The sequence below is a fragment of the Paenibacillus sp. NPDC056579 genome (assembly GCF_042793215.1).
Classification (GTDB): domain Bacteria; phylum Bacillota; class Bacilli; order Paenibacillales; family NBRC-103111; genus Paenibacillus_S.
Genome location: NZ_JBHTVD010000007.1, coordinates 145,885 through 159,351, shown reverse-complemented (window position 1 = coordinate 159,351; position 13,467 = coordinate 145,885). Strand labels below are relative to the sequence as shown.

12 protein-coding genes are annotated in these 13,467 nt (G+C 53.0%); 5 read left to right on the top strand and 7 right to left on the bottom strand.

Annotated elements, in window-relative coordinates:
• Positions 1 to 489 precede the first annotated feature (489 nt).
• A complete protein-coding gene (locus ACFQ88_RS25650) occupies positions 490 to 1,683 on the bottom strand; it encodes a cation:proton antiporter (RefSeq protein WP_379458450.1) in 1,194 nt (397 codons plus the stop codon).
• A 337-nt stretch (positions 1,684 to 2,020) separates the two neighbouring features.
• On the opposite strand from ACFQ88_RS25650, the gene ACFQ88_RS25645 reads away from it, so the two are divergent.
• The 4 genes from ACFQ88_RS25645 (at position 2,021) to ACFQ88_RS25630 (ending at position 4,330) form a co-directional block, all read left to right on the top strand.
• A complete protein-coding gene (locus tag ACFQ88_RS25645) occupies positions 2,021 to 2,179 on the top strand; it encodes a hypothetical protein (protein WP_379458448.1) in 159 nt (52 codons plus the stop codon).
• The gene (locus tag ACFQ88_RS25640) at positions 2,145 to 2,816 is read left to right on the top strand and encodes an RNA polymerase sigma factor (protein ID WP_379458446.1); all 672 of its coding nucleotides are present in this window, start codon (positions 2,145 to 2,147) and stop codon (positions 2,814 to 2,816) included. The genes ACFQ88_RS25645 and ACFQ88_RS25640 overlap by 35 nt, the downstream gene beginning before the upstream one ends.
• Positions 2,817 to 2,858: 42 nt before the next feature.
• Positions 2,859 to 3,665 carry a hypothetical protein gene (locus ACFQ88_RS25635; RefSeq protein ID WP_379458444.1) on the top strand — a complete coding sequence of 269 codons (807 nt, stop codon included), beginning with the start codon at positions 2,859 to 2,861 and terminating at the stop codon, positions 3,663 to 3,665.
• 158 nt (positions 3,666 to 3,823) lie between these two features.
• Positions 3,824 to 4,330, top strand: a complete 507-nt coding sequence (locus tag ACFQ88_RS25630) for a tellurite resistance TerB family protein (protein ID WP_379458442.1) — start codon at positions 3,824 to 3,826, stop codon at positions 4,328 to 4,330.
• A gap of 82 nt (positions 4,331 to 4,412) precedes the next feature.
• Here ACFQ88_RS25630 and ACFQ88_RS25625 read toward each other — a convergent pair whose 3' ends face one another.
• From ACFQ88_RS25625 to nagZ, 3 genes are all read right to left on the bottom strand, one after another.
• Positions 4,413 to 4,643: a cold-shock protein gene (locus ACFQ88_RS25625; RefSeq protein WP_239629006.1), complete on the bottom strand. Its 231-nt coding sequence runs from the start codon at positions 4,641 to 4,643 to the stop codon at positions 4,413 to 4,415.
• An 82-nt stretch (positions 4,644 to 4,725) separates the two neighbouring features.
• Positions 4,726 to 4,926 carry a cold-shock protein gene (locus ACFQ88_RS25620; RefSeq protein WP_239629007.1) on the bottom strand — a complete coding sequence of 67 codons (201 nt, stop codon included), beginning with the start codon at positions 4,924 to 4,926 and terminating at the stop codon, positions 4,726 to 4,728.
• A 565-nt stretch (positions 4,927 to 5,491) separates the two neighbouring features.
• A complete protein-coding gene (nagZ, locus tag ACFQ88_RS25615; RefSeq protein ID WP_379458439.1) occupies positions 5,492 to 6,754 on the bottom strand; it encodes a beta-N-acetylhexosaminidase in 1,263 nt (420 codons plus the stop codon).
• Positions 6,755 to 6,946: 192 nt separating this feature from the next.
• On the opposite strand from nagZ, the gene ACFQ88_RS25610 reads away from it, so the two are divergent.
• Positions 6,947 to 7,576, top strand: a complete 630-nt coding sequence (locus ACFQ88_RS25610; RefSeq protein ID WP_239635548.1) for an SGNH/GDSL hydrolase family protein — start codon at positions 6,947 to 6,949, stop codon at positions 7,574 to 7,576.
• Positions 7,577 to 7,758: 182 nt separating this feature from the next.
• Here the strand turns inward: ACFQ88_RS25610 and ACFQ88_RS25605 are convergent, their stop codons facing one another.
• From ACFQ88_RS25605 to ACFQ88_RS25595, 3 genes are all read right to left on the bottom strand, one after another.
• Positions 7,759 to 8,301: a DUF1697 domain-containing protein gene (locus ACFQ88_RS25605; RefSeq protein WP_379458438.1), complete on the bottom strand. Its 543-nt coding sequence runs from the start codon at positions 8,299 to 8,301 to the stop codon at positions 7,759 to 7,761.
• Positions 8,302 to 8,357: 56 nt separating this feature from the next.
• Entirely contained in the window at positions 8,358 to 9,449 is a 1,092-nt protein-coding gene (locus ACFQ88_RS25600) for a M24 family metallopeptidase (protein ID WP_239629013.1), read from the bottom strand.
• A gap of 801 nt (positions 9,450 to 10,250) precedes the next feature.
• The gene (locus ACFQ88_RS25595; RefSeq protein WP_379458435.1) at positions 10,251 to 13,442 is read right to left on the bottom strand and encodes a bifunctional cytochrome P450/NADPH--P450 reductase; all 3,192 of its coding nucleotides are present in this window, start codon (positions 13,440 to 13,442) and stop codon (positions 10,251 to 10,253) included.
• Between the last annotated feature and the right edge of the window lie 25 nt (positions 13,443 to 13,467).

The window sequence follows — 13,467 nt, the reverse complement described above, 5'->3', positions numbered from 1 at the left end:
TGCAAAAAGAGCACTTTTTGATGAAATAACGGATCCACGGTCCGAACCAACCAATCCATGATCCCCATGGGCATACTGCATCCATAGTAGGCTTTACTACGAAAGCTCTCAGCCTTTGAATCGTGAGAATCTGAATAGAATAAGTTTTTTTCAGAGACTTCAAAGAGGCGACGTAACTCCTCCGAGGCACCCCCCCACCTTGATAATTCTGCGGGTCTTGCCGGTGGGGTACCTCCATCCAACTGCTATTGTTTCCAGAATTTTTTAATGTATCTTTTCTAGCGGCACTTTTACTGAAAACCAAAGGCGGTTGCTTACGCTCCTTCCGGGAGATGCCCAGCCTTCCCCATTTTGGGCAACCCGGGTTTCTTAAAAGACGGAGCTGCCTTTGGAAAACAGGCGTCCTAAGCAGAAACCCCCTGCATTTCGCGGGAACCGGGCTTCTCAACGAAACAAGGCAGCCTCGCGCGAGGCTGCCTTGCATCTTTTCTACATTCCCGCCTTCTCGGCTGTAATTGTACTCGCTTCTTCCCGCTCCGGCCGTCCTGTTTCCTTCTCCTTTTCTTTGAAAAACAGCTTCATCATCGGCGGCGTCACAATGGTCGTAATAAGAACAACGACGACGATAACCGCAAACATATCGCTGCTTAACAGCTTCGACTCCAATCCCATAGCCGCGATGATCAGGGCGACCTCTCCCCGCGATACCATGGCGGCGCCGATGCCGAGCGAGCTTCTCCACGGAAAACCTGCCAGCTTGGCGCCAATCGCCGAGCCAATAAGCTTGCTTGCAATAGCCAGCACGCTTAATGCGGCGATCAATCCGAGGTTTTGCCCAATCCCGTTGAATTCGGCGGTGACCCCGATGGAGGTGAAAAAGACGGGCACGAAGATCGAGTAGCCGATCGTCTCGACTTTTTCAAACACTTCCTGCTTAAATGGCGTCAGACTGATTGCCACGCCCGCGATGTAAGCCCCTATGATAGCCGCTACTCCGGTATATTCCGCGATATAAGCGTAAACGAAGCAAATGATGAGCGCGGCGGAGATGACCGTCTCCGATACGCGCAGCTTTGCGAATTTTTTCAGCACCCAAGGGACGACCTTCCATGCGAGCAGAATAGCGACTGCGAAGAACGCGGCCTTTTTCACAAGCACCGTACCCAGATGCACATCGCCCCCGGCGAAAGACATGACAAACGCCAACGCGATTATAACGAGAATGTCGTCTATGACGGCCGCTCCCAATATCGTAGTCCCTTCCCTGGACTTCAGCTTCCCCATCTCCTTCAGTGCCTGCACGGATATGCTGACGCTGGTAGCGGACAGCAGCAGTCCGAGGAAAATCGATTGAATCGACGGAAGCCCCATGACATTGCCGGCCAGGAATCCGAGCGTGAACGGCACGATGATTCCAAGAATACCGACATAACTCGAAGCTTTCCCCGTTCGTTTGAATTCCTCAGTATCGGTCTCGAGACCCGCGATGAACATAAGCAAAATGACCCCGATTTGACTGATTTCGCCAAGCACCTCCGTATTCGTAACAATACCGAGCACCGACGGACCGAGCACGATCCCGATCAGCAGTTTGCCGAGCACGGACGGCTGCCCGAGCTTGACGCTGATGTCTCCGGCGATTTTGGACGCAAGAAGTATGATGGCTAATTGAAATACGAGCATGAAATCTCCCCCTCACCTTTGTTTCATTCATTTAGAAAGGATGCTTATTTTTTGTAAAAACATGCAAAAAAGAGCCTATAAACCACAACCGCTCCGCTATGAAGACATAGCAAGGCCGTGGTGACAGGCTCCTCCAAACATGCACGATATCCAGTTCTACTTCTTAATACGGTCAAGAGCGTTTATGGTTTCATCTTTATACCCCTCCTGAGTAAAATACAGGAATTACCAGACATGTATCCAATATTAAGATAACCATAAAATTTTTTATTGAAATGATCCAACCTTTTTCCCTATGTTGACACTTACTAGATGACCGGTCACAAGGAGGTTCGGAATGAGCGCTCATTCTACAATCGATACGACGGAATCACTTTTGCAATTCGCCAAGCCCATATTCGGCTTCGCACTAGAACCGGGTACGAAACCGAACGGAAGCGGAGGATTTAGCCCAGGAGATCATGCTCCGGCTGCTGCAATCGTTCTCGTCTCATAGACATGAGGATATACGCCATTTGGAAGCGTACGTGTGGACCGTCGCCAAGTATACATGGGTCCATTGGGTCAGGAAGCAGTCCGGAGCCGGGGCAACCGTCGAGTTGAACGGAATGACCGACCTGCTGTCCGATAACAGGCTAGAGCCTCTGGATCAGCTAGTGAACAGCGAAGCATACCGGATGCTGCGCCGTGAGCTTGCTTATTTATCCGAAAAGCAGCGGCGGATCATGGTCATGTACTACTACGACGGAATGAAGCAGCAGGCGATCGCCGATGCCCTCCGGATTCCTGTCGGAACGGTAAAATGGCATCTTCACGATGCCAAAAACGAACTCAAGAGAGGAATGAATCGCATGCAGCCAAGCGGTCAATTGAGCTTTAACCCCATCGAGCTGGCAGGGACCGGACATAGCGGCCAACCTGGAGAGTTGGGGGAAACAGGGAGCTTCTTGCTCCGAAGCTTATCCCAAAACATCGCCTACGCCTTGTATCGCAAACCGCTAAGCATAGGCGAACTGGCTGTCGAGCTGGGTACTCCCGCCCATTTTATCGAAGATGAAGTGAAACACCTCGCAGAGTACGGCTTTCTGAAGGAGGCCGGAGCACAAAAATATAGAACCGATTTCATTATTTAGAACTATACTCGTGATTATTTGCAGCGCAGACATGAGCTCTTCATGGAAGCCGCATCCCGGCTGGCCGAGCAGCATTTTGAGGCGATCATGGATGTCCGAACGGAGATCGAGCAATCCTCACTTTACTATCCGGACCGGGACTTCAACTTTTTGCTGTGGACGCTGCTTCCGCTGAATTTTGGAGAACAGGCTGCGCGAGTCGGACGGCTCGGAGCGGATTACGGTTCCGTTGTTCCCTTACGAAAAGACGGAGGGCGTTACATTGCGTATGCCGAGCTCAAGAGCGAGACGCACACGGATCCGGGCTACGATATTTCGCCTTACCAGATCAATGGTCCTATGACAAGAAGCGGCGGCGGGAGCTTGTATTTGTGGCAATTGAACACCTATTGGAGCGACCGCGATGGCTGGCAAAGGCTACGGTTTAAGGATGCGCAAGCTTGCTATGCTTTCTGGAACGGGGAGCTTGGCGACGAGCAAGCCTGCATGGAGGAGTACGCTTTCTTGCTTGCCAAGCAATATATTGTGAAGACCGATACGGGATTCAAATTTAATGCCGTTTGGGTAGACCGTCCAGAAACGGCCCAACAGATTGCAGCCGCCATTCCTGACTTGTCGAAGGCGTTTGCTCCTGTCATCCAATCTTTGTACGAGCAAATGCTGCTGCTTGCCATGCGCGATCAGCCCCGTCATCTGGAGCCGCAAATTGCCTATATGACTAAGCTCAGCGTAACGAACGGAGCGATTATTCCGTACATTCTGAAGCATTTGCTCGACAACCAAAAGCTGCGGGGGCCGCTAGACGGACAGCGGAAGACGATCACCACCTGGATGGGCTTGATCAAATAATCTTCGGAGCGGACGAGGGCAGCCAAGAGGGCTGTCCTTTTTTCGTAAAAATTTGCCTCCTTGCGGCAACCATTTTATATATCGTCCGTAGTACATGAATAGCTTGGACATTTTCGATTCCGAGTGATACTAAACTATGGTTCGGGAGGCAGAGAAATATGGGATTGTTTGATATGTTTAAAGGCGACAAAAGCACGGAAGGGATTACGCCGCATTTTGCATTTGCCACCTCGCTGCTCTACATGATGCAATCGGACGGAGAAATGGACGCGGAGGAAGTAGGACAATTGTTGTCCGTACTGGGCGGTGAAGAAAAGAACGGCGTGATCGGCGTTGGCGCCAATAACCGCGCCTTGCTCGACAGAGCTGTCAAATACGTTCGTTCCAACTCCGTCGATAAATTTTTGAGCGAAGCAGCCCCTGTCCTGACGGACGCGCAAAAAATTTGTATCCTGATCAATCTCGTGGACTCCTCCTTGGCAGACGGCGAGCCGGAAAGAGAAGAGCAAGAGCTGTTCGCCAAATTCCTTCAAGGCTTCGGCATCAGCGAAGAGCGCTTCACTCCGTTCTTCGAAGTCATTATGCTGAAAAACGATCGTTCCGTCTTCTTGAACCAAAGCCATCCGAAAAATCAGCCGGGCTATCAAGTTACCCTTTCGGTCTAGATTACATAGAGGACAACAATAAGGACAGCCATAAGAGGCTGTCCTTATTCATTTTGGATATTTAGCAGTAATTTGTCGCTGATTACGAAATCTGGACACCTTTCTTAAGCGTCTTTACGTCGTTATTCGTGTTAACTAACAGCGGCAGCATCTTCATACTGCTTACCATGGGAGATTGACATTTCCAGCAAGTAGGTACGTAATCGAATGCAAAATTGTCGCGCATCCAGCACATACAACTTTCTTCCATACATGACCAAATCGCGGTATTTTCATGAGGAATATCTTCAAGTGATTTTTTCCGAAAATACATGGACAACCCTCCCTCCGTACTAAAGAAAAACTGCCCTCAACACATGTTAAGGGCAGTTTGATCTGGATCAGCTTAATCGGGATTACAATTTAACTACATTTTCCGCTTGCGGTCCGCGGTTGCCTTGCGTCACTGTAAATTCAACGCGTTGGCCTTCATCCAACGTTTTGAAACCGTCGCCTGTAATCGCACTGAAATGTACGAATACGTCGTTGCCGCCTTCCACTTCGATAAAGCCGAAGCCTTTCTCTGCATTAAACCATTTTACTGTACCTGTTTGCATCTTATTACCTCCAAATTTTAAATTAACATGCCCTTTATTCTATAAAAAGAAAAAATTCACACATTGAAAAAGGTTCCATCACACAAATGCTAACCCTTTACAATATGTGAATTTCAGGCTTTAATTTATGATTAACATAACTATAACACACTTTTGTCTGCAATGCAACTCTAGATCTGAAGCACAAATGACTCATTGAAGTGCCGGCATCACGGCGGAGAACGGGATGAACCGATCAAGCAGCGGAATATGGGCTGCGGGCAGCGCGAGAAGATGCGGCAGTACTCCTCTAGCCTAGTCCCCAAGCAGCTCTAATCGCGACCAAACGGCCAGAACAGCATCCCGCTCCTCCATCCTTCCAGCAGACTAGAAGACTGGTATTTACGTCAGTCAAGATTAACTATTACTTAGCCGCAACTTCTGTGCTCGCAATTTGTAATGAAACTGAAATATTACTATCATCTTCCCTTAATGTACTTGGGCTATAATAAATCTCGACCCCCTTTTTAATATATAAACCTTAGACCCGCCGGCCCGTTGCCGATGGGTCTCTTTTTTTGCTTCATCATGACTTCGTTATCGGCTTGACGGCCGACTTGATGTCTGCGCTTAGCTTCGACGTGTCCGGCTCGGGAACCGGATTGGACGATAGCTCCGTCTTGCGCTTCAGCTTGGCGATGCGGTAGACGCTGTCATCGAGCGCTTTGCCGGATATGGTACCGTCCTGAACCGCTTGCTTCAACGCTTGCAGCACCGCCTGCTGCTTGGCATCCTCATGGCCGACCAAAATAATGTCCGCCCCGGCCTGAACCGATTTTACGGCTGCCCTTTCGATCGGCATCGACTTCGTAATCGCCCCCATCGTCATGTCATCCGTAATGACTACTCCTTGAAACCCGAGCTCCCCTCTTAAGTAATTCTGGATAATGGGGCGCGACATCGATGCCGGAACGTCCGGATCCAGCTTGGTCACGAGCAGATGAGCCACCATCACCGCGTCGGCTCCTTGACGAATGGCTTCGGCAAAAGGTACGAATTCCACCTTTCGCAACCGATCCAGGTCGTGATTGACTACCGGAAGCTCCGTATGGGAATCGACCGACGTATCGCCATGGCCGGGGAAATGCTTCACAACCGGGATTACCCCTTGCGATTGAATGCCCTTCATCTCTTCAATTCCCATGCTGCTTACCGTTGCCGCGGTGCTCCCGAACGAACGGTCTCCGATCACCGGATTCGACGGATTGCTGTTCACGTCCAGCACCGGCGCAAAATCGACGTTTAACCCGTACGCCTTCATCGTCTCCCCAAGCGTACTGCCAACCTGGAATGCGAGAGCTTTATCATTCGTTTTTCCAACGTCCCGGCTTGCAGGAAAAGCAGGAAGCTCCTTAGGCATCCGCGACACTCTGCCGCCCTCCTGATCTGCGCTAAGCAGCAGCGGGAGCTTGGCCCCGGTATTCGCTTTCCGCATGGCGGAAATCAGACTCCATGCCTGGTGGGAGGATTCAATATTGTTGCTGTAAAAAATAAATCCGCCGATATGCCTCTCCGTAATATTCCTCCGGAGGGTATCGTTAAAAGTAGTCCCGTCGATGCCGATCAGCAGCATCTGTCCGATTTTCTCATCGATAGACATGCTCTCAACCAGTTCGCGGATCGGATCCTTTGGTGCCGGAGTCTGAGCAGCCGGAGTTTGCGCGGGCGCCGGTGTCGGTGCAGGCGCGGCCGTATTGCTGCGTGAAGGAAAAAGGCCGCAGCCGGACAATGCAATCAAAGATGCAATCATGACGGTATGGATGACGATTCGGTACGGTTTCGCTGACAATAGACTCACCTGTCCTCTCTTCGTTTTTATTAGCTAGTGTTGCATGTTTTTCCCTGTTTAATCCAATGCGGATTTACGGGCAGCCTCCATACATGGAAGGAACTGCAACAACGGAAGGAGAATATGTAAAGGATCACCTCATTATAGAAAGGATGAAATACAGTGCTGTTACAGAATAAAGACAAGCTCGTTATGATCGGGGATTCCATCACCGACTGCGGACGGAAAAAGCCGGAGGGAGAAGGACGCAACGACGCGCTTGGAAGCGGATACGTCGCCTTGGTCGATTCATTCCTGCAATCGGTTTATCCAGAGCTGGGCATAAGAGTAGTCAACATGGGCATCAGCGGCAACACGGTTCGCAACCTGAAGGATCGCTGGCAAACCGACGTCATCGATCAGAAGCCGGACTGGCTGTCGATCATGATCGGCATCAACGACGTATGGCGGCAGTACGATCTGCCTCAAATCGTGGAAAAGCACGTATACATAGAAGAATACGAGCAAACGCTTCGCGAGCTTGTAGAGCGCACAAAGCCTTCGTTGAAGGGCCTCATCCTGATGACGCCTTATTACATTGAGCCAAATGAGAACGACGGCATGAGAGCTGCGATGGATCAATACGGTGCTGTCGTGCAAAAAATCGCGCAGCAATACGGCGCTGTATTCATCGATACGCAAAAAGCGTTCGAGCCGGTATTGAAGCACATTTATCCGGCTACGCTGGCGTGGGACCGGGTGCATCCGAACATGACCGGGCATATGACGTTAGCCCGCGCGTTCCTGAATGCGATCGGCTTCTCTTGGAACGGCCAGCAATAATCCCGAAAAAGGTTAAGGGCTGTCGCGTTATAGCGCGATAGCCCTTGCTTTTTGTATAGAGCTTGTGCCCGGGATAACCGGGTTCCAATCTTTATAGCTCGAATGCTACATCATTAGTGCGGATAAATTCAGTGAGTCTCGACCGACCAACCCTGCTTATGCGCCAGACCATCATCGCCGCTTTAGCTTCTGGCTATTTCCACTATCTTATTTACCGATTCCCAATTCCGCGTCGTAGCGGACACGCGCAGCTTTTTCTCAAGAAAATTGTTGGAGAACTGCGATTTTCCATAGCTTTTGCGGCACAAAATGTACACTTCCCTGCCTATAATCCGATACTCGTCAATGTCGTTCGAATAGGCTTGCAGCTGCCCGATGGCCTCTGGAGACGGCTCCCGCGACAATAAAGAAACATAGACCTTTTCTCCCTCCGCCAGCTGCTCAGATGCAAAATGATTCCGCTTAATGACTTCCTCCAGCTCCTCCTCCGTCCGCAAAATAACGGCGACGTCAAACCCGTACACGCGGGCGATTTCCTCTTCGATGGCTTTTACGAGGCGTTCAGCTGCGTTATCATCACTCTCGAAGATGACGTTACCGCTCTGAATATAGGTTCGTACACGGCGGAACGACATCGCTTCGAACATAGCTTTCAGACTGTCCATCTTGATGAGCTTTTGCCCGCTGACGTTAATGCCGCGCAGCAAGGCGATATAAGTTGTCATGAATGGAACACCTCATTTCCGGATTCAAAATACATTCGCTATGAAAGGACCGGCCGCTATACGCCAATCACCGTTAATTGCTTAGGATACGAGGTCAGGACCTCCGCTCCGTCCTTTGTCACTACAACGTTGTCTTCGATGCGCACGCCGCCCAGCCCCGAAATATAAATGCCCGGCTCCGCCGTAAACACCATGCCTTCACGAAGCAAATCCTCATTCAATCCGTGAATCGAAGGATACTCGTGAATTTCCAGTCCAAAACCGTGCCCTGCACGGGTAATAAAAGCTTCTCCATAGCCCCGATCCGCTATGACGCTGCGGGCTGCATGGTCCAGGCTGCCGAAAGTGACGCCAGGGCGCACGGCCCGGATCATCGCTTCGTTCGCTGCCAGTACGGCAGCATAGATTTCCTTACGTTGATCACTAATGTCTCCCACCGCGAACGTCCGGGTCAAGTCGGATGCATAGCCGTCGATAAACACTCCCGCATCAATCAGCAAAAAGTCGCCCTCGCGGACACGATCGGTCCCGGGGATGCCGTGCGGCAGCCCGGTTTTTTCTCCCGTCAGCACCATCGTATCGAACGAAGGTCCCTCAGCCCCAAGGCGCTTCATCCGGTACTCCAGCTCCGCCACCAGCTCGACCTCCGTTACTCCGGGCTTCACGAGGGAGACCGTTTCCTTCACCGCCTCCTCAATGCAATGAATCGCCCTGCGGATCACAGCGATCTCTTCGCTGCTCTTAATGACCCGAAATTGCGAGATTTGATCGTCCAAATGGATCGCTTGCTGAGCACCGGTTACCTCCATCAAAGCGCGGTACCGCTTCACGTTCATATGCTCCGCCTGAATGCCGATACGGGCCGTCAGTCCCGGCAAATGACGCTTCACCAGCTCATACGGATTTTCCGTATCGGAATGCGCCACAATGGTACCGACGGATGATACTCGAGCAGCCTTCTCCTGATCGAGAAGCGGCACCACCAAGAAAGGCTCCTCCCCTTTCGGGCAAACCAGCGCCATGAACCGCTCGTGCGGATCGGAGTAAAATCCGGTGAAGTAATATACCAGCTTCGGCAGCGTAATGAAGATGACATCCAAAGCTTCCGTATCCATTAAGGTGTATAGTTTGTTGATCCGTTCATTCACAGCAACACACCAGCCTTTCCTCGCCATGGTATGAGGCGGCAGCCTCTTCTATCGATTGTACCATATAGTGGGCGCCAGACCCGAATTGTACTAAAAAGCCACGGGGGAAGCTTCTGCTTTGAAATAGGCGAGCCATCATTTCTACCCGGCTGCAGTGATCGGACAGGAAATCCGTTATTTGCCGAAATTCCGGCCAAGACACACACCGATCGGACATGAGGTCCGTTATAGCCCGTTTTTCCCCGCAAATAGCTCGCCTTTTCTGGAATAACGGATCTGTGGTCCGATCGCCCCATCATTTCCGGCTAGTTGCCCCAAATAGCGGAACCAGGGTCCGATCCTGATTGTTCATAGCTCATGTGGGGGGGATTCGGCTGAGATACGCAGTTAAAGCAGAGCTTTCCTACAAAAAAAAAACCAAGAACCGATAGCACATTGCTTCGGTTCTTGGTGTGTTAGATGTAGTAGTGCTGCAACTTACCGCTCTCCGCTAATATGATGCCACCATGGCGGGGCGGGGGCTGATGATTTGATTGGGCGAACCGTCATTCGACCCAGCTGCAGTGATCGGACAGGAAATCCGCTATTCGGCGAAATTCCGGCCAAAACACACACCGATCGGACATGAGATTCGTTATCGCCCGTTTTTCCCCGCAAATGGCTCGCATTTTGCTGGAATAACGGATCTGTGGTCCGATCGCCCCACCGTTTCCGGCTTTTTGCTCCAAATAGCGGAACCAGGGTCCGATCCTGCTCGCTCAGAGTTTGCTATCCTGTACAGACAGCGCTGCCGCTGGTGAATCAAGCGCCCGCCCACACATCCTTGGCGTAGAAGCCGCCGCTCTGCAGCCGCTCGAACCATTGGAGCGCCTGCTCTTCGGTCGCTCCATGCACTTCGCGGTAGGCGGCGCGCACCGTCGCCTCAACATCCGGCGCCATGGCGCTGCCGTCGCCGCAGACGTACAGCTTGCCGCCGCGATCCAGGAGCCCGATCAGCTCCGCGGCGCGCTCTTTCATCAAGTCCTGCACATAGGACTTGGGTTCTCCGTCCACCCGGGAGAATGCCGTGTGGAGCGTGACAAGACCGTCGCGCTGAGCCTGCTCCAGCTCCTCCCGGTACAAATAATCGCGGTGCGGATTGCGGCAGCCGAAGTACAGGTGCGCTTCGCCGAGCGCCTTTCCTTCCTGCTGCAGCGCCTTCCGCGCCTGAATAAAGCCGCGGAACGGAGCGACGCCCGTTCCCGGTCCGACCATGACGATCGGCGTCTCCGGATCGTCAGGCAGCTCGAAGCCGGATTCCGGCGTTCTCACGAACATCATGATCGAATCACCTGGCTTTCGCGTCGCCAGGTAATTCGTCGCCACGCCGCGGTATACTCCGCGTCCGCTTCTGGCCGGTCCGTTGACGACGCTGACCGTAATGCTCGCCTGCTCCCGCTGCATCCGCGGAGAGCTCGAGATCGAATAATAACGAGGCTTCAGCGGCGGAAGCAGCTCGATGAACCGTTCGAACGGCAGCTCGCATGCCGGATACTGCTCCAGCAGCTCGAGCATAGTCAGCCGTTTGCTCAGCACGCCCGCTTGGTAGGCGTCCTCCTGCAGGAGCGCCTCCAGCTCTTTTTGGTGCGGCGGACATACCGTGAACGCCGCGAGCTCACGCAGCTGCGCCCGGGTCGCCGCCTCCTGCAGCTCGACGCAGTGGCTCAGCAAATCATACACGCCGATCGGCCGATCGAGCGGAAGATGCGCCGCGCTGTGTCCGCTTGCGCGGAGAATCAATTGGTCGCCGGCCTGCAGACCGTAGCGGCGAAGAACGCGCTCCACCATCTCCGGCGCATTCTCCGGAATCACGCCGAGATGATCGCCTTCACGATAGGCGACGCCCTCCGGAAGCGCGATTTCGATGTGTCTCGTGCTGCGCTCGCTGCCTTCGCTTTGCAGCTCGCGGTTCTCTTTCACCGCAGCGAGCTGCGCATCGTACGATGTCGCAATAGGCGTGCCGGCCAGCCCGCTGACAAACTGAACGCTGAGCGTGCTGCGCTCTTGACGCGGCGCCATGCCGCTTTGCAATCCGAGCGCGCTCATCGCATCAGGCCAAACCTGCGCGGTCCAATCGTCGACCTGCCGCTCGAAATCTCCGCTCGCATCCGCTTCGCCGCGAACTGCGAGCCTTGTTGCGCCCTTGGCCGCCAGCTGCTCGTCAATGTACCGCGGCACGTGCTGGTACGTGCTCTCCCAGTTATGGTCGCCGCAGCCGAATACCGCATAGCGGACACCCTGCAATTCGCCCGGCGCCACGTCCTCAAGCCAACGGACGAACTCGCGCGCATTGCTGGGCGGCTTGCCGTTATACGATGCCGAGACGATGAAGACGGCGCCTTCCTTCGGCAGCTTCCCTGCTCGCTCATTGAGCGGCGCAACCACGCTTTGGAACCCTTGGCGGCGGCCAGTCTCCGCCAGCTCTCTCGCAATGCCTTCGGCTGTACCCATATTAGATCCGTACAGCACGAGCAGCGGCGTATTATGGGCCTCAACCGAAGGGGTTGCCTCTTTCTTCACCTGATGCTGATGCTCTTCCCGCGCAGATGTCCCCATCCCTGCCGCCGCATAAGCGAACATCCCCTGCTTGCCGCGAGGACGAACGCGCATCGTGAAGCCATCCGGCTTCAGCGTCAACGTCTCTTTTACTTTCAACTCATAATTCGTATGATCGATGATCTCAAAATGCTTCAGCACCATCCCTAGCACCAGCGTCGCTTCCTGCATGGCAAATTGCTGACCGATGCACGCACGCTGGCCGTTTCCGAAAGGTTTGTACGCGTGATAAGGAATTTGGCTCGGATCCTCGAACCGTTCCGGGCGGAATGACTCCACATCCTCTCCCCAAACAGTCGTATCCCGGTGCAGCTTCGGAATCAGCACGTTGACGCTGTCCCCTTTGGCAAGCGGATATTTGCCCGCCAGCACCGTAGCTTCCTTTGCATACAGCGAAAATGCAGGCGCCGTCGGCCACAGACGCAGCGCTTCGCTCAAAATCATTCTCGTGTACTTCAGCTCGCGAACCTGCGAATAAGTAGGTATCGGTCCTGTCAGGACACGATCCGCTTCTTCGTAAGCTTTCGCCAGCTTATCCGGATTTTTCAACAAATAGTACAGCGCAAAAGAAAGCATACCGCTCGTCGTCTCGTGTCCGGCAATCAAGAACGTAATGATCTGATACCGGATATTCTCGTCATCCAGCGCTTCCCCGGTTTCCGGATCTTTGCCGCTCAGCATATGGGCCAGCAGATCGTCTCCGTCCTGCTGCCCGTGCGCTTTTCGCTCGGCGATGATTTGGTCTACCAGCTTGAACATCGATTCGATATCCTGCTTGTATTGCCGCTTGGTTTTGACCATCAGCTTGTCTTGAATGCCCAGCCGCTGAAGCTGGTTCATCGCCTCGTTCAATGCACGTACCATACTTGTTATAAAAGGATGCGACTGTTCCCGGTAAAAGCTGTTGAAGCGGTAATTAAACCCGCACAGCCCGATCGTGTCCAGCGTAAGACGCGTCATGTCCTCCGGCACATCCACGCTCTCGTCCGGATTCAGCCGCGCCCATTTTTGTACGAGCTGCAAAGCGATATCGACCATCATCTCGTGATAGCCCTGCATCGCCCGCTGGCTGAAGCTCGGCAGCAATATTTGGTGAGCCTTCTTCCAATTCGGCTCCTCCGTCCCGCTAGTGAACAGTCCGTCTCCTGTAAATGCTCGCACTTTCCGCAGCGGCGCCCATACTCTTTTATCAAAACGGGATTCGTCGCAAGCATCATTCACCAGCTCGTAGCTGGAAATGAAAATTTCGCTTCTTCCCGGCAGGTCCATTCTGAATATAGGCCCAAACTCCCCGGCAAGCTTGACCATGGACTGCACCGGCTGCTCCAAATTCAGCTGCGGCAGGTTGCCCAGCGGGCCGAATGTTTTCGGTTGCGGAATAACATGAGGTTGAGTCATTTCATTCACCCTTTCCCAAATTTGT

Bases quoted from the DNA above. Each gene is read 5' to 3' on its own strand.
- ACFQ88_RS25605 (WP_379458438.1), bottom strand. From the start codon at position 8,301: ATGACAACTTATATCGCCTTGCTGCGCGGCATTAACGTCAGCGGGCAA.
- ACFQ88_RS25635 (WP_379458444.1), top strand. From the start codon at position 2,859: ATGGAAGCCGCATCCCGGCTGGCCGAGCAGCATTTTGAGGCGATCATG.
- ACFQ88_RS25630 (WP_379458442.1), top strand. From the start codon at position 3,824: ATGGGATTGTTTGATATGTTTAAAGGCGACAAAAGCACGGAAGGGATT.
- ACFQ88_RS25620 (WP_239629007.1), bottom strand. From the start codon at position 4,926: ATGCAAACAGGTACAGTAAAATGGTTTAATGCAGAGAAAGGCTTCGGC.
- ACFQ88_RS25640 (WP_379458446.1), top strand. From the start codon at position 2,145: ATGCTCCGGCTGCTGCAATCGTTCTCGTCTCATAGACATGAGGATATA.
- ACFQ88_RS25650 (WP_379458450.1), bottom strand. From the start codon at position 1,683: ATGCTCGTATTTCAATTAGCCATCATACTTCTTGCGTCCAAAATCGCC.
- ACFQ88_RS25595 (WP_379458435.1), bottom strand. From the start codon at position 13,442: ATGACTCAACCTCATGTTATTCCGCAACCGAAAACATTCGGCCCGCTG.
- ACFQ88_RS25645 (WP_379458448.1), top strand. From the start codon at position 2,021: ATGAGCGCTCATTCTACAATCGATACGACGGAATCACTTTTGCAATTC.
- ACFQ88_RS25625 (WP_239629006.1), bottom strand. From the start codon at position 4,643: ATGTATTTTCGGAAAAAATCACTTGAAGATATTCCTCATGAAAATACC.
- ACFQ88_RS25610 (WP_239635548.1), top strand. From the start codon at position 6,947: ATGATCGGGGATTCCATCACCGACTGCGGACGGAAAAAGCCGGAGGGA.